The organism is Microbacterium sp. NPDC076895 (assembly GCF_040687115.1).
Lineage (GTDB): Bacteria > Actinomycetota > Actinomycetes > Actinomycetales > Microbacteriaceae > Microbacterium.
In genome coordinates this window covers 40,474-60,618 of record NZ_JBFBMQ010000007.1, presented here as the reverse complement: position 1 = coordinate 60,618, position 20,145 = coordinate 40,474, and the positions used below count along the sequence as shown (strand labels likewise).

16 protein-coding genes are annotated in these 20,145 nt (G+C 67.4%); 9 read left to right on the top strand and 7 right to left on the bottom strand.

The genetic code is table 11. The annotated features are described in order from the left end of the window. Window positions 1–9: 9 nt before the first annotated feature. A complete protein-coding gene (locus tag AB0O89_RS07795; protein ID WP_300593471.1) occupies window positions 10–1,236 on the bottom strand; it encodes a pyridoxal phosphate-dependent aminotransferase in 1,227 nt (408 codons plus the stop codon). 61 nt (window positions 1,237–1,297) lie between these two features. Next, window positions 1,298–4,114, bottom strand: a complete 2,817-nt coding sequence (gene secA, locus AB0O89_RS07790; protein WP_363495935.1) for a preprotein translocase subunit SecA — start codon at window positions 4,112–4,114, stop codon at window positions 1,298–1,300. 309 nt (window positions 4,115–4,423) lie between these two features. Between secA and AB0O89_RS07785 the strand changes: the two genes are divergently transcribed. The 4 genes from AB0O89_RS07785 to AB0O89_RS07770 are packed head-to-tail and all read left to right on the top strand — an operon-like array spanning window position 4,424 to window position 8,684. Further along, a complete protein-coding gene (locus AB0O89_RS07785) occupies window positions 4,424–5,353 on the top strand; it encodes a biotin/lipoyl-binding protein (RefSeq protein ID WP_363495932.1) in 930 nt (309 codons plus the stop codon). Further along, window positions 5,350–6,078 carry an ABC transporter ATP-binding protein gene (locus AB0O89_RS07780; protein ID WP_363495929.1) on the top strand — a complete coding sequence of 243 codons (729 nt, stop codon included), beginning with the start codon at window positions 5,350–5,352 and terminating at the stop codon, window positions 6,076–6,078. The genes AB0O89_RS07785 and AB0O89_RS07780 overlap by 4 nt, the downstream gene beginning before the upstream one ends. Then, on the top strand, window positions 6,075–7,286 hold the full coding sequence (locus AB0O89_RS07775) for an ABC transporter permease (RefSeq protein WP_363495926.1): 1,212 nt from the start codon (window positions 6,075–6,077) through the stop codon (window positions 7,284–7,286). The genes AB0O89_RS07780 and AB0O89_RS07775 overlap by 4 nt, the downstream gene beginning before the upstream one ends. A 42-nt stretch (window positions 7,287–7,328) precedes the next feature. After that, a complete protein-coding gene (locus tag AB0O89_RS07770) occupies window positions 7,329–8,684 on the top strand; it encodes a hypothetical protein (protein WP_363495923.1) in 1,356 nt (451 codons plus the stop codon). A 69-nt stretch (window positions 8,685–8,753) separates the two neighbouring features. Here the strand turns inward: AB0O89_RS07770 and raiA are convergent, their stop codons facing one another. The 5 genes from raiA to mtrA form a co-directional block, all read right to left on the bottom strand. Then, entirely contained in the window at window positions 8,754–9,410 is a 657-nt protein-coding gene (gene raiA, locus AB0O89_RS07765; protein WP_341577901.1) for a ribosome-associated translation inhibitor RaiA, read from the bottom strand. A gap of 201 nt (window positions 9,411–9,611) precedes the next feature. Then, complete coding sequence (locus AB0O89_RS07760) at window positions 9,612–10,163, bottom strand: phosphoribosyltransferase family protein (protein ID WP_363495919.1); 552 nt, start codon at window positions 10,161–10,163, stop codon at window positions 9,612–9,614. A 248-nt stretch (window positions 10,164–10,411) separates the two neighbouring features. Then, on the bottom strand, window positions 10,412–12,091 hold the full coding sequence (locus AB0O89_RS07755; RefSeq protein WP_363495916.1) for an LpqB family beta-propeller domain-containing protein: 1,680 nt from the start codon (window positions 12,089–12,091) through the stop codon (window positions 10,412–10,414). Then, window positions 12,088–13,779 carry an MtrAB system histidine kinase MtrB gene (gene mtrB, locus AB0O89_RS07750; RefSeq protein ID WP_363495913.1) on the bottom strand — a complete coding sequence of 564 codons (1,692 nt, stop codon included), beginning with the start codon at window positions 13,777–13,779 and terminating at the stop codon, window positions 12,088–12,090. The genes AB0O89_RS07755 and mtrB overlap by 4 nt, the downstream gene beginning before the upstream one ends. Before the next feature lie 48 nt (window positions 13,780–13,827). Beyond that, window positions 13,828–14,508, bottom strand: a complete 681-nt coding sequence (mtrA, locus tag AB0O89_RS07745; protein ID WP_292711772.1) for an MtrAB system response regulator MtrA — start codon at window positions 14,506–14,508, stop codon at window positions 13,828–13,830. Between the two features lie 229 nt (window positions 14,509–14,737). Here mtrA and AB0O89_RS07740 point away from each other — a divergent pair, with 229 nt between their 5' ends. The 5 genes from AB0O89_RS07740 to AB0O89_RS07720 are packed head-to-tail and all read left to right on the top strand — an operon-like array spanning window position 14,738 to window position 20,129. Beyond that, window positions 14,738–15,973 carry a hypothetical protein gene (locus tag AB0O89_RS07740; RefSeq protein WP_300590644.1) on the top strand — a complete coding sequence of 412 codons (1,236 nt, stop codon included), beginning with the start codon at window positions 14,738–14,740 and terminating at the stop codon, window positions 15,971–15,973. Then, on the top strand, window positions 15,955–16,623 hold the full coding sequence (locus AB0O89_RS07735; protein WP_363495908.1) for a DUF4129 domain-containing protein: 669 nt from the start codon (window positions 15,955–15,957) through the stop codon (window positions 16,621–16,623). Before AB0O89_RS07740 ends, AB0O89_RS07735 begins: the two co-directional genes overlap by 19 nt. Then, entirely contained in the window at window positions 16,620–17,834 is a 1,215-nt protein-coding gene (locus AB0O89_RS07730) for a DUF4350 domain-containing protein (RefSeq protein ID WP_363495905.1), read from the top strand. Before AB0O89_RS07735 ends, AB0O89_RS07730 begins: the two co-directional genes overlap by 4 nt. Then, complete coding sequence (locus tag AB0O89_RS07725) at window positions 17,831–18,832, top strand: MoxR family ATPase (RefSeq protein WP_363495902.1); 1,002 nt, start codon at window positions 17,831–17,833, stop codon at window positions 18,830–18,832. Before AB0O89_RS07730 ends, AB0O89_RS07725 begins: the two co-directional genes overlap by 4 nt. Before the next feature lie 7 nt (window positions 18,833–18,839). Next, on the top strand, window positions 18,840–20,129 hold the full coding sequence (locus AB0O89_RS07720) for a DUF58 domain-containing protein (RefSeq protein WP_363495899.1): 1,290 nt from the start codon (window positions 18,840–18,842) through the stop codon (window positions 20,127–20,129). Window positions 20,130–20,145 lie beyond the last annotated feature (16 nt).

The window sequence follows — 20,145 nt, the reverse complement described above, 5'->3', positions numbered from 1 at the left end:
CGCTCCGCCTTACTGCCGGTACGACGACAGGAAGTTCCCGAGCCGCTCGATCGCCTCGGTGAGCACCCGAGACTCCGGAAGCGTCACGATCCTCACGTGGTCAGGGGTCGGCCAATTGAATCCCGTCCCCTGCACAAGCAGCACCTTCTCGGCGACGAGGAAGTCGTACACCAGCTTCGCGTCATCGCGAATCTCGTAGACGTTCGGATCGAAGCGCGGGAAGGCATACAGCGCCCCCTCGGGCTTGACGCAACTCACTCCCGGGATCGACTCCAGGGCCTCCCAGGCGGCATCCCGCTGCTCATGCAAGCGCCCCGTGGGCGCGATCAGCGCGTCGATCGACTGGACTCCCGACAGCGCAGCCTGCACGGCGTACTGTGCCGGAACGTTCGGACAGAGCCGGGTCGAAGCGAGGAGGGTGATGCCTTCCAGGAAGCCGGCTGCGTGATCCTTCGGTCCCGTGATCGCCAGCCACCCCGAGCGGTAGCCCGCGACTCGGTAGGTCTTCGAGAGTCCGTTGAAGGTCAGCACCAGCAGATCCGGCGCAACAGCAGCCATCGGAATGTGCGTCGCATCGTCGAAAAGGATGCGGTCGTAGATCTCATCAGCGAGGACCAGAAGAGAGTGCTCGCGGGCGATGTCGGCGATCTGTTCGAGGACTTCCCTCGTGTAGACGGCACCGGTCGGATTGTTGGGGTTGATGACAACGATCGCTTTGGTGCGCTCCGTGATCTTCGAGCGGATGTCCTCGATGTCTGGCTGCCAGCCGTTTTGCTCATCGGAGAGGTAGTGGACCGGCGTCCCGCCCCCCAGGCTCGTCATCGCCGTCCACAGCGGGTAGTCGGGAGCCGGGATCAGCACTTCGTCGCCCTCGTCAAGGAGGGCCTGCATCGTCATCGTGATGAGCTCGGAAACCCCGTTCCCGAGATATACGTCGTCGGGGTCGAGCGCGGGGAATCCGGGGACCTGCTCGTACCGATAGACGACCGCGAGTCGAGCCGACTTGATACCGCGGCTGTCGCTGTAGCCGTGGGCCTCGGGCACCGCCTCGATCATGTCCCGCACGATCTGGAACGGAGCCTCGAAGCCGAACGCTGCCGGGTTGCCCGTGTTCAGCTTGAGGATCCGGTGCCCCTCGGCCTCAAGCCGGTCGGCCTCGACCAGGGCCTGCCCCCGGATCTCGTAGAGGACGTGCTTGAGTTTGCTCGACTGGTCGAGCGGCCGGGGGTGGGTCATCCGTTCAGGATAATGCCGCACCCGCCGGGCCACCTGACCGCGCGTGGCTCGCGCCCCGCGCTTACTTCTTCTTGTCGGCTGCGCGTCGCTGGGCGCGGTTCAGCGGCGGCTGGGCTGCTTGTGCCGGCGCTTCGCCATCGGTGCGCTGCCCGAACGCGCCTCGCGCGGCGGGAGCCGCCGGCGCGACGGGCGCTGCTGGCGCGGATGCCGCAGCCTGACGGGCCCGGCTGGTCGCCGCTTGCTGCACCTGGCCGCGTTCGTTGCGCACCTCGACCTCACCAGCGTCGTTGGCTGCGGAGTACTGCAGGCGCTGCCCCTCGACGGGCGCGATAGACAGACCCTTAGCCTCGACTTCGGCGGCGCTCTCGCCCTCGGCGCGGCGTACCTCGACCTCCAGGTTGTAGAGGTACCCGACTGACTCTTCCTTGATCTGGCCCATCATCTGCTGGAACATCTGATAGCCCTCGCGCTGGTACTCGATCAGCGGATCACGCTGGGCCATCGCACGCAGGCCGATGCCGTCCTTCAAGTAGTCCATCTCGTAGAGGTGGTCGCGCCAACGGCGGTCGACGACCTGGAGCACGACGCGCCGCTCGAGCTCGCGCATGGCAGCCTCACCGAGACTTTCTTCGCGCTTCTGATAGGCGATCCGAGCATCCGAGATGATCTCGCGCTTGAGGACCTCGGGCGTGACCTTGCCCTTGCTTCCCGATTCGGCGACGACCTCGTCGATCGTGAGTGAAACCGGATACAGCGTCTTGAGTTCGGTCCACAGAGCGTCGAAGTCCCAGCTCTCGGTGTGACCCGTACCCGTGTGATCGTCAATGAGCGTGCTGATCGCGTCCTCGATGAAGTGCTGGACTCGATCCGCGATGTCATCTCCCTCGAGGATGTGGCGACGATCCGAATAGATGGCTTCACGCTGACGGTTGAGGACGTCGTCGTACTTCAGCACGTTCTTGCGCAGCTCGGCGTTGCGCGCCTCCACTTGCGACTGTGCGCTCTTGATCGCACGAGAGACCATGCCGGATTCGATCGCGACGTCATCGGGGAAGTTCGTGCGCGACAGGATGGCCTCGGCAGCGCCCGACTGGAACAGGCGCATGAGGTCATCGGTCAGGGACAGGTAGAACCGGCTCTCGCCCGGGTCGCCCTGACGGCCGGACCGACCACGGAGCTGGTTGTCGATGCGGCGCGACTCGTGCCGTTCCGTACCGAGCACGTACAAGCCGCCGGCGGCAACGACCTTCTCGGCCTCTTCGGCGACGTGCTCGCGGGTCGACTGGTACACCGCATCCCACTCGGCCTCGTACTCGTCCGGCGTCTCCACCGGATCGAGACCCTTCGCCTTCATCTCCTGCACCGCGAGGAACTCAGCGTTCCCGCCGAGCATGATGTCGGTTCCACGCCCCGCCATGTTCGTTGCGACGGTCACTGCGCCCAGTCGCCCGGCGCGTGCCACGATCTCGGCCTCGCGCGCGTGGTTCTTCGCGTTGAGCACCTCGTGCTTGATGCCCTTCTTCGCGAGCAGGCGCGACAGGTACTCGCTCTTTTCCACCGACACCGTACCGACGAGCACCGGCTGACCCGACTCGTGGCGCTTCGCGATGTCCTCGACCACCTGGGCGAACTTCGCCGGCTCGTTCTTGTAGACGAGGTCCGACTGATCCTTGCGGATCATGGGCTTGTTCGTGGGGATTGCGACGACGCCCAGCTGATAGGTCGACATGAACTCGGCAGCCTCGGTCTCGGCGGTACCGGTCATGCCCGAGAGCTTGTCGTAGAGGCGGAAGTAGTTCTGCAAGGTGACAGTCGCGAGGGTCTGGTTCTCGGCCTTGACCGGCACGCCCTCCTTCGCCTCGATCGCCTGGTGGATGCCCTCGTTGTAGCGACGGCCGACCAGGATTCGACCGGTGTGCTCATCGACGATCATCACTTCGTCGTTCATGACGACATAGTCTGTGTCGCGCTTGAACAGGGCGAGCGCCTTGATCGAGTTGTTCAGGAACGAGATCAGCGGGGTGTTGACCGACTCGTAGAGGTTGTCGATCCCGAGGTAGTCCTCGACCTTCTCGATACCCGGCTCAAGCACACCGATCGTGCGCTTCTTCTCGTCGACCTCGTAGTCGACGCCCGGCTCGAGAGTCCGAGCGATCTTCGCGAACTCGGCGAACCACCGGTTGGCCTCGCCAGCGGAGGGTCCCGAGATGATCAGGGGCGTCCGGGCTTCGTCGATCAGGATCGAGTCAACCTCGTCGACGATCGCGAAGAAGTGGCCGCGCTGGACGAGGTCCTCCCGGCGCCACGCCATGTTGTCGCGAAGGTAGTCGAAGCCGAACTCATTGTTCGTGCCGTAGGTGATGTCCGCGAGGTACTGCTCCCGGCGCACCTCGGGGGTCTGTCCCGACACGATCGTGCCGGTCGTCATCCCGAGCGCCCGGTACACGCGCCCCATGAGGTCGGCCTGATAGCTCGCGAGGAAGTCGTTGACGGTGATCACGTGGACGCCCTTGCCCGCGATCGCGTTCAAGTACGCGGGAAGCGTTGCCACCAGCGTCTTGCCCTCACCGGTCTTCATCTCAGCGATGTTGCCGAGGTGCAGCGCAGCGCCGCCCATCAACTGCACGTCGTAGTGCCGCTGACCGATCGTCCGTTTCGCGGCCTCGCGCACGGCCGCGAAGGCCTCGGGCATCAGCTTGTCGAGCGTCTCGCCCGCCTCGTAGCGGGTGCGAAACTCCGCGGTCTCGTCCCGCAACTCGTCATCGGTCAGCTGCGAGTACTCGTCCTCGAGGGCGTTGACCGCCTTCGCAACCTGCTGCAAGCGCCGCAGCAGCCGACCTTCGCCGGCACGCAGGAGTTTCTCGAGAGGATTGGCCACGGAAAGCTCTCCATCTGTCAACGGCGGCACCCGAGGTGCCGACCCGGCGCGAACCGCGCGCGGACATACCGACTCATGTTACCGGGCCGTGACCTTAGCGTGCGCTGGATCCGCTCCCAGCGGAAGCGCCCACCCCCGCCCGCGAGGCGTGCACCCTGAGCCTCTCGGGGAAGACCCTGAATTGTCACCGACAGTCAGCCGTCATGCTTGGCCCGGCCCGCAGCCCCGGGATAGGTTGCACGCGGGGGATAACGAAGCCGTCCGCGCTCATCGGGGTAATGCTTCGTCGCGAATGGAAGGCGTGTGTCTATGGCCGTGTGGCGTCGATGGGTGTTGCCCATCCTCTTGGTGATCGTGTTCGGCGCTATCGCTGCGGCACTCGTGAAGATGGCGTTCTTCCCCGATACCGCCACAGCATCGGCAGATCCGGGAGGGCAGATCGCCGAGCCTGTTGTTCCCGTCGTACGCCAGAGCGTGATCGACGAACTGACTCTTGTGGGAACGATTGCGCGCGACGACGCCGTGACGGTGCGCTCTGAGGTCGACGGAGCCGTCAGCGAGGTGAAGGTCGCGCCGGGCCAGTCGGTGGCGACCGGTCAGGTGTTGATGACGATCAAGCAGTCCTACCCCGTCAAGACGATCGACGTGGTGGCCCCCGAGGCTGGCGAAGTGACGGCCGTCGCTGTGGTCAAAGGCCAGGCGACGAGCATCGGTGGTGAGATCGCGACGCTCAGCCCCGCTCGGTACCACGTGCAGAGCACCATCGAGCCAGTGCAGCTGTACCGGCTGCTGAACGCCCCGACCGAGGGCGAAGTCACGATCCAGGGCGGCCCTGCGCCCTTCGCGTGCACAGGGCTGTCGGTGCAGGTGTCCGAGGATGGCACGACGAGCATCACGTGCGCGGTGCCGACCGATCAGACGGTGTTCGCCGGGCTTCGGACCGAGCTGTCGATCCGGGTGGCCACGGTCGACGACGCGCTCGTGGTCCCGGTCACAGCCGTCCGCGGCGGAGCAGGCACGGGGCTGGTGTGGGTGGATGCCGGGACCGGCGATGCCCTGGAGGAGCGGGAAGTCGGACTCGGAGTCAGCGATGGCACCGTCGTCGAGGTCGTCTCCGGACTGTCCGAGGGCGAGCAGGTGCGCCAGTTCGTGCCCGGCCTCGCGGCCCCGAACGAGCCGGTCTGCTACGACGACGGCATGGGCGGTCAGTTCTGTGAGGATCCGGGGTGGAGCTGGTGAGTCTTGTCAGGCTCGAGGGTGTGACCAAGCAGGTCGCACTCCCTGACGAGTCGACGCTCGACATCCTGCGCGGTGTCGACCTTGCCGTCTCGGCGGGCGACCACGTCGCGATCGTCGGACGCAGCGGCTCGGGCAAGTCCACACTGCTGAACATTCTGGGCCTGCTCGATCTGCCGACATCGGGAACCGCAGAGTTTCGAGGCACGCCGGTCGCCGGCATCCGACGCGGGCGGCTCGACCGGATGCGGGGGCGAGATGTCGGCTTCGTCTTTCAGCAGTTTCATCTGCTTGCCGGTCGCACGGCGCTCGAGAACGTCGAGATGCCGCTCGGGTACGCGAGCGGTAAGCAGTTCTGGCGCCGCCGGGAGCTCGCCTCAGCGATGCTGGACCGTGTGGGCTTGGCCCACCGGCTTGACACGCCCCCCGAGCGACTGTCGGGCGGCGAGCAGCAGCGCGTCGCGATAGCGCGCGCCCTCGTACGCCGCCCGGCGCTTATCCTCGCCGACGAACCGACGGGGGCTCTGGATGTCGAGACCGGCGCCGCGGTGATGGCGCTGCTCGATGACATCGCAACCGAAAGCTCCGCCGCGCTCGTGACGATCACCCACGACCTTCACGTGGCAGCTCGCGCACGACGGCACCTGCGACTTGCCGATGGCGTACTCTCGCCCGTCGACCTCGATCGGGCGTTCGCTGACACCGCACTCGGGGCGGTCTCGTCATGAGCGGGTTCGTCGGCGCGCTCCTGGAGGCATGGGCGGAACTGCGCCACCACAAGCTGCGGGTCCTACTGAGCCTGATCGGTATCGCCGTCTCGGTTGCAGCACTGACCGCGGTCGTCGCGCTCGGCGACTACCAGCGGCAGGCGGCAGCCGAACAGTCAGACCGGTACGGCGGTCGCGTCGCCACGATCTCGGTGTCGGCATCCACCACCGACGGGGCCCCCATGGACTGGGACAGCTTCGACGAGGATGTCTCGGGCGCCGCCGCACGGTTCGATCTATCCTCCATCTCGCGGCTCGCCGCATCCGTGACCCTGCAGGTACAGACTCCGGAGTGGGTCAGACCCGTCACAACGATGCTGGTGGACCCCGCCTACCCCGTCATCCATCGATCGACAGTTGCCGAAGGCCGCTGGTTCGTGCCGGGTGACGAGGGGCTGCTGGCGCCGCCCGTCGTGATCAGCTACCCGCTGTGGACTGCCCTCGGAGCACCGCCGCTGGCGACCCACCCGACGATCGAGGTGGTTGGCGCTGCGGGAGGCACATTCCCCATCATCGGCGTCGCGCCGCGCGAGGGCGAGTGGGACTCGAATAAGCAGATCTGGATGCTGTACGACGGGTATCGAGAGCGGGTTGATGCGCTCCCCGCCGATACCGGGGTCACGTGGGAGCTCTGGGTGCCCGAGGTGATCGTCCCAACGGTCGGAGCACTACTGGCATCGGATGTCCGCGCCGCGGCCGGGGATGCGGTACAGGTCTCGGTCTCGCGCACCGACTGGGGTTCGCGTCCCGATGCGCAGGCGTCTGCTGCGATGTTCGAACTTGTCACCGGTTCGATAGCCGTCCTGATCCTCGTGCTCGGCGGGTTGGGGCTGGTCAACATCCAACTGGTAGCCATGCGCCAGCGCATTCGAGAGATCGGGGTTCGCCGCAGCTTCGGAGCCACCGCAGGCCGGATCTTCACGGCGGTCCTGCTCGAGAGCGTCGTCGCCACCGCGGTTGCCGGCGTCATCGGAATCGTGCTGGCCGTCGCCATCATGCGCACGCCCATGGTGCTGGCCATGTTCGGCGCTCTGCAGGACGTGCCACCCTTCCCCGTTCGTGCCGCGATCACCGGGCTCATCGCATCTGTCGCCATCGGCGCGCTGGCGGGATTCCTTCCCGCGCTTGTGGCGGTGCGCTCACGCGTCATCGACACCCTGCGCGTCTGAGCGCTCAGCCCGAACACGGCTGCGCGATTCTAGGATCAAGGCATGGCCGGTTTTTGGGGACGACGCAAGCGTGAACAGGCCGAGACGGCGCAACAGGATGCCGACCTCGCGCGCCGCGCACAGAGCTCGCTCGTTGCGGCCGACGAGCATATTCGTCTCGCCGCAGACGAGGTCTCGTTCGCCGAAGCCGAACTCGGCCCAGGCGCCGTCGGCGACCTGCGCGACGCGCTCGATTCGGTGCGAACCCACATGCAAGAGGCCTTCCATCTGCACCAGCTCAACCACGACGAGATTCCCGACACCGCCGACGAACTCCGCACTCGAAACACCCGCATCATCCAGCTGTGCGACTGGGCAGAAGACCTCCTCGAGGACCGGATGGCTGCCCTGGCCGAGCCGATCGAGCGGGCACGTCGTGCGCCTGAAATCATCGCCCGCGTTCGCACTGACGCTGCCCGTGTCCGGGAACGCATCCCGCACGCCCGTGAGACCGTAGAACGGCTTGCCACGAGGTACTCGGCGCGCGCGTTGGAGGGCGTTGCTGCAAACCCCGCGGAAGCCGAACAGCTCGTGGGCTTTGCCGAACACAGCGCGGGAGTCGCTGAGCGTCGACGGGAAGCCGGGCAGCGGGAGCAAGCGAATCTCGCGATGGAAGCCGCGACGGAAGCGGCTCGTCGCGCCGAGACCCTGGTTGATGCCGTCGAAACGTTCGAGGTCGAGGCCCTCCGAGCTGAAGCGACACTCGGCGCGATCGTGGAAGACTCGCGCGGGGATCTGATCGCTGCGCGAACCGCCCCCCAGGTTCCCGCCGTTGTCCAGGCGATGTCAGGACTGCAAGCTGCCCTCTCCGCGCTCCCCGCCGCCGGAGTGAACACCGACCCGTTTGAGCACTTGACCCGGATGCGGGAAGCGAACGCGGCACTCGATGCGGCAGTGGCCGCGGCGCTCGAACGCGCATCCCGACCGATTCCGGAGCTCGGTCATGTGCGAAACGCGATCGATGACGCCGACCGCCAGCTCGCGGTGGCCCGAGACGTCATTGCCGGCCACCGGGGCTGGATCGGTGCTGACGCACGCACGCGCCTTGCCGAAGCCGAGCGCGTCCGGGCAGACCTGGACCGCGTCGTCGGAGGCTCCGCCGCGACCGTCCCCACCATCCCCGAGGACGATCGCGAGCAGGCGCTGGAGTTCGCCCGCCGCTCCGCCCAGCTGGCAGGCGACGCGCTGCGGTATGCCCAGCGCGACATCGACGCATCACGTCCCGCGGCGGGTCCACCGCCGCAGTGGGGCGGTCCCATGGAGGGCTTCGGTCGCCGCGCCGGCGGCGGTTCGGACCTCGTCGGAGGAATCCTCGGGGGTCTGGTGATCGGCAGCATCCTCGACGGAATCTTCGATTGAAAGACGGATGCCGCGAGCTGGTGGGCCCGCGGCATCCGTTCCTCTATCTCGCGGCAGTGCCGCGGGCGGTCAGCTCACCAGGGCCGCCGGGCTCGCCTCTGTCGTGAGGGAGATCACACCGTAGTCCCAGCCCTTGCGGCGGTAGACCACGCTCGGGTGATCGGTTGCGGCGTTGATGAACAAGAAGAAGTCGTGCCCGACCAGTTCCATCCGGTCGACGGCATCCTCGACCGTCATCCACTCGGCCTCGAATTCCTTCGTACGGATCACGACGGGTGTGTAAGCCTCGTCATCCTCACCGTCGACGATCGGCACCTCGCCGGTCGCCACACGACGGAGCACGTCTGCCGATGCGGGCTGGATGTCGATTCCGTCGAGCTCACCGCGCTCCTTGTCGAAACTCGCCTTACGGGGGTGGTTTCGGGCATCCACTCTCTTGTCCTTGGCGCGGCGCAACTGCTCGCACAGCTTGTCGACAGCCATGTCGAGCGCCGTGAACTTGTCGGCATCGGTTGCTTCAGCCCGCACGAGCGGACCCTTGCCGGTGAGCGTGAGCTCGACAGTGTGGTCTTCGACCCGACCCGTGCGGTAGGTGCGGTGGGTGACCTTGACATCGATGCGCTGCGCACGGGGTGCGAGGTGTTCGATCCGGACGAGTTTCTCTTCGACGACCGAGCGGAAGCGATCGGTGATACCGACTCCCACGCCGACGATGTTCGTGTCCATCTTGACCTCCTTGTTTCCGGTCCGCCCGGTTCCAAGGGCGGACCATCAGTCGCCTTGTCACCCCCACGTTAGACCCTGGTCATCTGCCTGTCACGCACGATTTCCGCTGTGTCCGTATCCTCCGCAGGAACAGGTGCGAGGACACGTTTACCCGGCGCTCAGCGACTCCGAAAACGCCGCATCAGAGCTACCATTCCCCCGTCATCCCCGCGCGTCAGGTGACCACAGCAGCGGCGTGGAAGCCACAGTGACAGCTCCGATAACCGTTGCCCCTGCCGCCTGCAACGCCTCGGCCGCTGCCCGCAGGGTCGCGCCGGTCGTCACAACATCATCGATCAGGACGACGGGCCGCTCGGGCACCGATCGTACGGTGAACATCCCCTGCGAATTGCGTTCCCGCGCCGCCCGGCCCAGTGCCCGTTGGTCGAGGCCGGAGCCCACGCTGCGGAGTGCGGGTAGGCAGTGGAGCCCAGCCCGCCTGGCGATGAGCTCGACCACGCTGTAACCGCGGCGGCGAAACGCGGCTGACGACGATGGGATCGCAACCGGGATGACCGCAGCTGCAGCGATAGCAGGCACCAGTCCCCCGGGCACGATATCCGTCAGCCCCATCGCCCCGCGCAGGGCCGCCCCGAGCGGGCGAGCGAGCCCGGTCCGACCGTCGGCTTTGAGTGAGCGCATGACACCGACGACGGGCCCGGCATAGTCCATCGCACTGACCACCGCGAGGCCGGCGACCGTCCGGTGCCTCACACCACCACTGCGCACTGCACGCTCGCACTGCTCACACAGTGGGGAGTCGGGCTGGCCGCATCCAGCACAATCGACCGGGATGAGCCACGAGAGCGCTTGCACTGCTGCAGCGTGCACCCATGCCGCAGCACGCGGGGAGGCAGAGGTTGTCACCGCCCCAGCGTGCACCGCAACACCCGTCGCACCAGGGGTCCGCAGCGATTCCCCGAAAGGCTACGCCGACACGAAGCTCGGGAGGAGCCGAAGGGTCACCGCTGTGGCGTGCCCTGCTGAACCGCAAGGAGCAAGATCCCCTCCGCAGTCTGCAGCCAGTTCGCTCCGCGGCGTACATAGAGCCCGCCCTCCTCCGAACGGAGGCGAATGCTCGACGTGGCGGTCGCAACCGTTGAGATCGAGACGCCGGCCGGACCGGCAACGGTTGCGGAGGCACCCCCGACGACCTGTTCGACCACGTTGGTCTCGGTTCCCGATCGCACAACGACGGCCACAGTGACGTCATCCGTCCACGCCATCGACACGGCCTCACCCTCGATGCTGCCCGCAACGGTCGGCTCTCCCAATCGAGCCGGGACTCCATCGTTGTTTCGGATGACCCCGGACAGCCATACCTCGGTGCGATCACCGACGCGCACGACGCCTGCCATGCGTGTCCCGTCTCGGGAGATCGACACAGCCTGCACATCGGTGGCGCCGGCCGCCGCCCACGGCTGCGACAGAAGCGGTGACTCGACGCCGGGGCCGAAGGCGGTGAGAGCGGCCGGTGAACGGGCCGGAATGCTCCAGACGAAGCCCCGAGCGTCGATCACGGGGTCTCGAAGCCCGCTGCGAGTGTCGAGAACCACGACATCGTCGGTAGCTTCAGCGCGTGCAACCGATCCGTCCGCTGAGCGGACCGCTGCGGTCTCCTGGTCCGGTCCGACCTGCACGGCCACAGGATTACTTCGGACAACGGCCTCCGAAAGCCCGGGAATCGCCGTGATCGCGTTGCCGGAGAGAAAGCCGAACCCTTGGTCGGTCATCACGAGCGGGCTACCGGTAACCGCTGTCGAGCGGGTCGGTACCGGAGTGGCAGCGATCGGGACGCCGTCGACGGTCAGCTGCACCTCCGTGATCCCGGCGGTGGCGAGGCTCGCTTCGAGCTGCGTTGCCATGCGGTCGATCGTGAGCTGGGGCAGTGCGAGCACCTCCGGCGACAGCTCAACCTGCGCAGTTCCTGCGCTCTGGGGCACCGACGAATAGACGGAGGTCACGTCGTCCGTGAATGCTGTGGATACTGCCCCGGTGAGCCAATCGCTCGGCTGCTCATCGACCAGCGCCGTGGTGATGCGTACGGCAGCGGATGTGGTCGGGAACCATCTCTCGTCGGGAACGAGATAGGTCCACCTCGGGTCGAAGTACATCACCGAGTACCGATGGAAGACGGTGCCGAACACACTCTCGTCGAGGACGATCCCGTCGGGGGCTCTCGCGATCCGCCACTGGCCCGCTATCTCGACCAGTTCGAACGCGAGGGTTGCGGTGCCGCCGAGGGCCGGCTCGTAGCGACCGGTCTCGTCGACACTGGCAACGGGCGCAAGGGTGACTTTGACCATGTCATCGACCGCCGGCTGAGCAACGATCTGCCCCGTGGGTACGATCGTGACACCCGCTGAGGGGTCCCACGAGGACTGGATCGAGGGTGCAAGAAAAGACCGGGCGGCCTGCCAGTCATTGCTCGAGCCCGATCCAGCCAGGAGGAACCCCTCGACGATCTCCTCCGGAGTCGCTCCGGGCTGGGCTTCCTCCGGGAAGAAGCGCACCTCAGGACCGGTCAGCACCTCATCGACGGGCCGACCAGCAGTGACCGGTCCACTGACGGGCAGCCCCGCGCAGGCCGAGAGCGCCAGGATGCCGACCATTGCCAGCGCGCTTGCGATGAGCCGCCTCATGACTGAGCTCCCGGTGCTCGGTCACCGCTGGGGACAGTCGATATCGGCTGGGTGTGCTCGAAGGCGTCGACCGTGTTCTCATCGCCGGGGTCGAGCGGAATGGGCGAGTCCAGCGGAAGCGCCGCGGGTCCCGTGCGGTGCGCGCCGCGCGGAAGCGTGAGCACGAAGTGGGCCCCGCGTCCAGGTTCCGACCACACAGCCAGCTCTCCGCCGTGAAGCTTCGCGTCGCCGAGTGAGATCGCCAGGCCGAGACCCGTTCCGCCCAGGGTGCGCTTGCGGGACGGATCGGCGCGCCAGAAGCGGTCGAAAACGCGTGCGGCATCCTCGGCGGCAATACCCATGCCGAAGTCTCGGACTCCGACAGCGACGGCTTGCTGGTTGCTGTCTACGGTGACCACGACCGGCTTGCCCTCACCATGCTCGATGGCGTTCCCGATGAGATTTCGCAGGATGCGGCGCACCCGCCGGGGATCAAGATCTACCGGCGAGTAACCGCCCGGTGCGACCAGGCGCAGATCTGTGCCGTGCTGGTGGGCGACCTGCTCCATCGACGCAATCACATCCTCTGCCACATGGGCAAGGCTCGTCGGTTCCAGCTCGAGCTGCACCGATCCTGCGTCATATCGGCTGATCTCCAAGAGGTCGCTGAGGAGAACCTCGAAGCGCTCGACCTGAGCAGCAAGCAACTCGGCGGCGCGCGCAGTCGCCGGGTCGAAGTCATCGCGGCGATCGTTCAACATGTCGGCGGCGAGCCGGATGGTGGTCAGAGGGGTTCTCAGCTCGTGCGAGACATCCGAGACGAATCGCTGCTGCACCAGCGACAGATCAGCGAGCTCCTTGATCTGAGATTCGATACTGTCGGCCATCGCGTTGAAGGACTCACCCAGCGTTGCGAGCTCGTCCTCGCCGCGCACGGGTAGCCGGACACCCAGCTCTCCCGCCGCGAGCTTCGCGCTGGTCTGTGCAGCTTCGCCGATGGGCGTCGTAACCGAGCGGAGCACGAACCAGGCGATGCCGCCGATGAGCAAGACCAGCGCGACGCCGACGACCCACAGCGTTGCCTGAACGAAGCGGAGCGTCTGATCCGCGCTTTCCAGCCCGTAGGCGTAGTAGACCTCGAAGTTGCCGACCTGCGGGAAGATCAGCTGCTGCCCGACGACGATGCCGGGCGTACCCGAAGCATCGAGGGCTACCGACTGCCACCACTGCTGGTTGGCGTCGGCCCGCACTTTCTCGCGCAGCCCCTCGGAGATGATCGCTGTGTCGAACTCGCCGACGCGGTACGCCTGCGCTGCGGCCGAGGGCGCCCCCATGCGAAACGTCGCGATCATGTCGGTCGAGGACTGCTGCTGCAGCGCCGTACGCAGCCCAAGCCAGACACGTTGGATCTGCGCCGGATCTCCCTGCGTGTCAGCGCTGTCGAGCACCGTCTGCGCGGATGCCGTCGCACGAAGCGCCTGCTCGGTAACCTCGTCGCGGCGGGAGGCGAAAAGATCGTCCTGGATGGCCAGAGCCGTCCAGGTCACGGCGATGAGGACGGCGAAGGCCGTAAGCACGATCGTCACCGAGAGCGTACGAAACCGCAGCGAACGTCGCCACAGGTGCACGAGGTTGTCAGGCCACGCCCTCCAGTTGCGTCGCCAGATCAGCGGGCGAAACGACGGCTCGGCGGCCCCTTGGGAGCCCACTGTCTCACCTCACGCGACCGCTGCACGCGGTTCGATCGTCGACGACACTCACTCCACTGCACCGGCCCGGTAGCCCACACCGCGCACTGTCGTGACGATGCGGGGGTTGTCGGGGTCGAGTTCGACCTTGGCGCGCAGCCGCTGCACGTGCACGTTGACCAGACGCGTGTCGGCCTTGTAGTGGTAACCCCAGACCTGCTCGAGCAGCATCTCGCGCGAGAACACCTGCTGCGGCTTGGAGGCAAGTGCGACGAGCAACTCGAACTCAAGGGGCGTGAGCGAGATCACCTCGTCGCCGCGTCGGACTTCGTGACCGGCGACATCGATCGTCAGGTTCCCGATCCGCAGTGTCTCCTGCGACGGGTGCCCGCCGGGGCGCAGTCGTGTGCGGATGCGGGCCACGAGCTCCTTCGGGTTGAACGGCTTGACGATGTAGTCGTCAGCGCCCGACTCCAGTCCGCGCACGACATCGGCGGTGTCGGTGCGTGCTGTCAGCATGATGATCGGGATGCCCGACTCGGAGCGGATCGCCGTGCAGATCTCGATGCCGTCGCGACCGGGAAGCATCAGATCGAGCAGGATCAAGTCGGGACGTTCCGCGCGCCAGGTCTCGACAGCGGCGTTTCCGTCAGCGCAGAAGACCGTGTCGAACCCTTCCGTGCGCAGCACGATCCCGATCATCTCCGCCAGGGCGGTGTCATCGTCGACCACCAGGATGCGTGAGTTCATCGCGCCTTCGTTCCTTGCGTCCAGCCTGCGCACTAGCGGCAGGCAGCCGCGGGTGCTTCCCCCGAGAGTAGTCGACTCCACCTGTACGCACGCCGTTGATTCGCGCGCGCGTCGGCACCGGCCCGCACGGCTGCGGCACGCAGAACGCTGCAGTGACGGACACGAGCGGGCCTGCGTCCCGTGTGACACGATGGAACTCACGCCGATTCCAGCCCTGTAGGAGGAACCCGTGACCGCGTACCCGTCTTGGACGCCTGCGCCGCGGCCTGGGATCATCCCGTTGCAACCGCTGACGTTCGGCACGATTCTGGGTCGCTCGTTCTCGGCGCTGCGACACAACCCAAAGGTGCTGCTCGGGTTCGCGATGGTCGTGCAGACCATCGCCTACCTCGTTGTCACCATCGCCATCTCGGCGGTCGCGTTCGCAAGCTTCTCGCGGCTCGATACCGTGCCGGCCGGTACCGACGAGTGGGATGCCGTCCTGACGGGATCGATTACGCTCACTGCGCTGTCGGGTCTCGTACTCGGTCTTCTTGCGGGCGCCGTGGGCGTTCTCGTGCAGGCTGTGGTCATCTCCGACGTCTTGCACGCTGCGGTGGCCGAGAAGATGACGCTGCGGATGCTGTGGCAGCGTGTGCGGCCCGTGGCCTGGCGTCTGATCGGCTACACGATCCTGCTCTCGCTCGCGATCGGCGTGATCGTGATCATCGTCGGCGGGCTGATCGCCGTCCTGGCTGTCGCCGTTCCCGCCGCCGCAGTCATCCTCGGAATCCTCGTCATCCTCGCAGCTATCCCCCTGAGCCTCTGGCTGTCCGTGAAGCTGCTGCTCGTTCCGGCGGTCCTGATCGTGGAGCACACGTCGCTGGGCGCGGCTCTGGGTCGCTCGTGGCGGCTGTCGCGGGGCCGATTCTGGGTGATCTTGGGGATCATCGTGCTCGTCTCGCTCGTCTTCGGCGCCGTCGCCCAGGTCGTCAGCATCCCGTTCTCGTTCCTCGCCTCGGCCCTGACGACAGTGATAGCCCCCACGGGCGATGAGAGCGCAGCGGCGATCATCGGAATCGTCGCAACCCTCGGTCTCACGCAGATCGTGACCCTACTCATCCAGTCGGTCGCCGTCATCGTGCAGTCAACAGCCGCGGGGCTCGTCTACATCGACTGCCGGATGCGGCACGAGGGCCTCGACCTCGACCTGCTCGAGTACGTCGATCGCAGAGATGCGGGAGAGGCGGGCCTCCCCGACCCGTACGTCGTGCACATCGGCCGCGCCGTGCAGCCCCGGTGGCCTGCAGCGTACGCGCAACCAGCTCCGTTCGCCCCGCCGCCGGGGTACGTCATGACGCCTCAATCTGCAGCTGTGTCGACATCCGCGTCGCCGACACCCGCCACGCCGACCGCTGACCCGGCGTCGTCGACGCCTCCCGCGGGCCCCGATGACGACCAGACGACATGGGCGATGCCTCGGTGATCTCAGAGATCCCGCTCATCCCTGATGGCGAACAGGCTCGCGACTGGGCCGTGCAGGAACTCGCGGATCCGGTCTATCAGGCGGCGAAGCCGACGTGGTTCGACCGAGCGGCACAGGCGGCGCGGGATGCGCTAGCTTCCCTGTTCTCGCCCGATGTCGCACCCGAGTGGGCAGCGATTCTCGCCCTCGTCGCCGCAATCATCGCCATCGCGGTCATCATCATCGCGATTCTCGTGTGGGGAGTCCCCCGCCGGGCATCCTCACGACGAGCCCGCACCGGTGAACTCTTCGGCGACGTCGACTATCGAACTGCCGACGGACTGCGGACAGCAGCTGAGGCTGCCCGCAGCCGCCGAGACTGGGACGCGGCGATCGTGCTGCGCTTCCGGGCAGCAGCCCGCGGCCTGGACGAACGAGGCTTGATCGAGCTTGCCCCCGGCACGACAGCCCGGCAGTTCGCGGTGCGAGCCGACGCGCTGACAGCGCCGACGAGCGGGCGGGTCGGAGACGCCGCCACCGTCTTCGAGGACGTCCGCTATCTTCAGCGGCCGGGGACCGAGGCCGGGTACGAGATGGTGGCTGCGGCAGACAGGGCGCTGGCCCAGCTCGGGTCCGTGCGGGCCGAACCGGCCGAGGTGCCGGCGTCATGAGCCTCGACACCCGCGAGCGCCGCGCGGCTCGAGCCGATCTCCCAACCACCAGAGCCCGCCGGGGTTCGGCGGTCGGATGGATCGCCATCGTCGCAGCTCTCATCGCTGTCGGCATCGTCGGTGCGAGCATCGTCGGCGGCAGCGAATGGAGCCAGCGCGAGTCGCTCGATCCCGAATCCGCGGCCCCGACAGGCACCCGGGCGCTGGCACGCATCCTGGCCGATCAGGGCGTCGACGTGCGCATCGTCCGCTCGCACGAGCAGGCCGCAGCGGCGCTACGTGAGACCGCGGCAACGCTCGTGCTTCCGGATGCACCCGCGCTCTCCGACGAGGCGATCTCCGCCCTCACCACACCTGCGACAGACGTCGTCCTCATCGATCCGCGATCGCGGACGCTCCGCCTGATCGCCGACGGGGCGAACGCCGTCGGCGTCGCCGATGACGCGCTCGTGCAGCCGCAGTGCTCAGTGCCAGAGGCGCAGCGGGCGGGAGCGATCCGTCCGCGAACGGTCTTCGTCGGTACGGATGCCGCCCAGTGCTATCCGGCAGCAGGAGGCTATGCGCTGCTGGTGCGCGAAACTGTCCGCCCCGATGCGCCGGGTACGCAACGCGTCTCTGCCGTCGACGGCGCTGCACTGTTCACGAATGAACACCTGGCACAGGACGGCAATGCGGCCCTCGCGCTGGGGCTCATGGGCAGGAATGCGACGCTTGTCTGGTACGTCCCGTCCGTGGCAGATACCAATCTCGACCCTGCGAACCCGTCCCTCGGCGAACTCACTCCGCCGTGGGTCAGCCCCGTGATCGTCCTGGCGCTGGCGGCTGCAGTCGCGGCGGCGCTGTGGCGCGGCATCCGTTTTGCACCGCTTGTGGGCGAGCGACTGCCGGTGACGGTACGCGGCGAGGAGACGACGCGGGGCCGAGCCCACCTGTACGCACGATCCGGCGACACCGCGCACGCAGCGTCCCTGCTGCGCCATGGGGCGCGCGTGCGGATCGCGCGGTTGCTCGGCCTGTCAGGATCGTCGTCGGCGACAGAGGTCACCGACGCGCTTGCCAGCGCCTCGGTGACGTCGCGGGAGGATGCGCGAACCATCCTGGACGGCGCCCCGCCGATGTCGCGGCGCGACCTTGACGAACTCCACGACCGATTGCGCAGACTTGAAGCTGCAGCGCGCGCGGCACTTCACCCCGAAAGGAACGCCCCATGACGACTCCCGACCCGGCGCCGACGACTGCCGACGAATCCGTCCTCGATGACGACGCCGCCCGCGCAGCCGTCGGGCGCGTTCGTACCGAGATCGGCAAGGCTGTCGTCGGACAGGATGCCGCCATCACGGGTCTCCTGATCGCGCTGCTTGCCCGCGGACATGTCTTGGTCGAGGGCGTCCCCGGTGTCGCCAAGACGCTGCTGGTACGGGCGTTCAGCCGGGCGCTCGGCCTCGAGACCAAGCGCGTGCAATTCACACCCGACCTCATGCCCGGTGATGTCTCGGGCTCCCTCATCTACGACGCTCGGTCAGGCGAGTTCGAGTTCCGCGAGGGCCCGGTCTTCACCCACATCTTGCTCGCCGACGAGATCAACCGCACACCGCCGAAGACGCAGGCTGCCCTCCTGGAGGCGATGGAAGAGCGCCAGGTATCCACCGACGGCGTGACCCGCCCGCTCCCCGATCCGTTCCTTGTCGCCGCGACCCAGAACCCGATCGAGCACGAGGGAACCTATACGCTCCCCGAAGCTCAGCTCGACCGGTTCCTCCTAAAGCTCATCGTCGATATGCCCGCACGCGATGCGGAAGTCACGGTGCTGCGCCGGCACGCCGACGGCTTCTCACCCCGCGACCTCGATGAGGCCGGGGTGCAGACAGTCGTCACCGCCGCGGACCTCCGGGCGGCCCAGGCGGCGGTGCGGGACGTCACCGCCACCGATGACGTCCTCGGCTACATCGTCGATCTCGCGCAAGCCACGAGGCAGAGCCCCTCGGTGCAGCTGGGTGCGAGCCCGCGCGCCGCCACGGCGCTGCTGGCGACGGCGAAAGCGTGGGCGTGGCTCGGCGGATCACCGGCCATCACCCCCGACCACGTCCAGACGATGCTGCTACCGACGTGGCGGCACCGTCTCCGGCTTCGTCCGGATGCCGAACTCGAAGGGGTGTCGGTCGAAGCGCTGCTCCAGAGCATCCTGCAGCAGACCCGCGTCCCGCTGTGAGCCCCGCATGTATGTGACCGGTCGCTACCCGCTTCTCGTGGGTGCCGGCGCTGTTCCCGTGATCCTCGGTTCGGTCGGCGGAATCCCCGCCTGGGCAGGGGCAGCTGCCTGGCTCGGGCTCTGCGTGCTGCTGCTCGGGATCGATGTGCTGGCCGCCCCCAACCCGCGTCAGGTGAGCATCACCCGCGCCGGACCGACGAAGGTGTTGCGCGACCAAGCGACCCAGGTGACGGCGACAGTCACCAACACGGGTACGCGAACCCTCCGCATCCGTGTTCGGGATGCCTGGCAGCCAACCGCGGGCGCAGCCACCGGAACGGCGGTGATACGCATCGACCCGGGCGCGTCGGGTCGGGTGGTCACGTCGCTGCTGCCCCGTCGGCGCGGAGAGCTGCGTAGCGTCGGACTCGCACTGCGCTCGGCGGGGCCCCTCGGGATCGCGGGGCGGAGCGCCCTGATCGCCGTTGCGGGAAGCATCCGGGTTCTGCCGCCCTTCACCTCGCGGCGTCATCTGCCCTCGCGCCTCGCACGGCTGCGCGAGCTCGACGGGAACACCAGCGTCCAAGTGCGCGGACAGGGCACGGAGTTCGACTCTCTGCGCGAGTACGTGCGCGGCGACGATGTGCGCTCGATCGACTGGCGCGCCACGGCCCGGGCCAGCGCCACAATGCTTCGCACGTGGCGCCCCGAGCGCGACCGCCACATTGTCATCATCATCGACACCGGTCGCACCGCCGCGACGCGCGTCGACGACGGCGTGCGACTAGACGCCGCGATGGAGGCGGCCCTGCTTCTCTCGGCGCTCGCAGCGCAAGCTGGAGACCACGTCCATCTGTTGATGTTCGACCGGGCGGTGCGTGCCCGTGTGACCGGTCGCGACGGTGCGGCGCTTCTGCCGGCCCTCGTGGACGCCATGGTCGCCGTGGATGCCGGGCTCATCGACACCGACTGGGACGCCGCCTTTGCGCAGGCCCGGCGCCTGACCACCCGGCCCTCGATGGTCGTCGTGCTCACGGCGCACGACGATCCGGAGGCCTCTCGCGGCTTCCTCGGCGCTCTCCCGCTCATTCCCAGCCACACGCACGTTCTCGTCGCCGCGGCCCAGCCAGAGCAGACCGAGGAGCCACAATCCGATGCTTTCGAGGCCGCAGCGCGGGAGCGGGCCCGCTGGGATGCCGACCGAATGGTGACGGCGCTCTCCCGAGCTGGCGTGGACGCACTGTCGGCATCCGCCGAGGACCTGCCGCCGCGCGTTGCCGACCGCTACCTCGCACTCAAGGCGCTCGGCCGGCTCTGAGCGGCGCCCGGTGGCC

Excerpts from the sequence above, each read along its gene's own strand:
- AB0O89_RS07795 (WP_300593471.1), bottom strand. The coding sequence starts at position 1,236 with ATGACCCACCCCCGGCCGCTCGACCAGTCGAGCAAACTCAAGCACGTC.
- AB0O89_RS07785 (WP_363495932.1), top strand. The coding sequence starts at position 4,424 with ATGGCCGTGTGGCGTCGATGGGTGTTGCCCATCCTCTTGGTGATCGTG.
- AB0O89_RS07775 (WP_363495926.1), top strand. The coding sequence starts at position 6,075 with ATGAGCGGGTTCGTCGGCGCGCTCCTGGAGGCATGGGCGGAACTGCGC.
- AB0O89_RS07770 (WP_363495923.1), top strand. The coding sequence starts at position 7,329 with ATGGCCGGTTTTTGGGGACGACGCAAGCGTGAACAGGCCGAGACGGCG.
- raiA (WP_341577901.1), bottom strand. The coding sequence starts at position 9,410 with ATGGACACGAACATCGTCGGCGTGGGAGTCGGTATCACCGATCGCTTC.
- AB0O89_RS07755 (WP_363495916.1), bottom strand. The coding sequence starts at position 12,091 with ATGAGGCGGCTCATCGCAAGCGCGCTGGCAATGGTCGGCATCCTGGCG.
- mtrA (WP_292711772.1), bottom strand. The coding sequence starts at position 14,508 with ATGAACTCACGCATCCTGGTGGTCGACGATGACACCGCCCTGGCGGAG.
- AB0O89_RS07735 (WP_363495908.1), top strand. The coding sequence starts at position 15,955 with ATGGGCGATGCCTCGGTGATCTCAGAGATCCCGCTCATCCCTGATGGC.
- AB0O89_RS07730 (WP_363495905.1), top strand. The coding sequence starts at position 16,620 with ATGAGCCTCGACACCCGCGAGCGCCGCGCGGCTCGAGCCGATCTCCCA.
- AB0O89_RS07725 (WP_363495902.1), top strand. The coding sequence starts at position 17,831 with ATGACGACTCCCGACCCGGCGCCGACGACTGCCGACGAATCCGTCCTC.
- AB0O89_RS07720 (WP_363495899.1), top strand. The coding sequence starts at position 18,840 with ATGTATGTGACCGGTCGCTACCCGCTTCTCGTGGGTGCCGGCGCTGTT.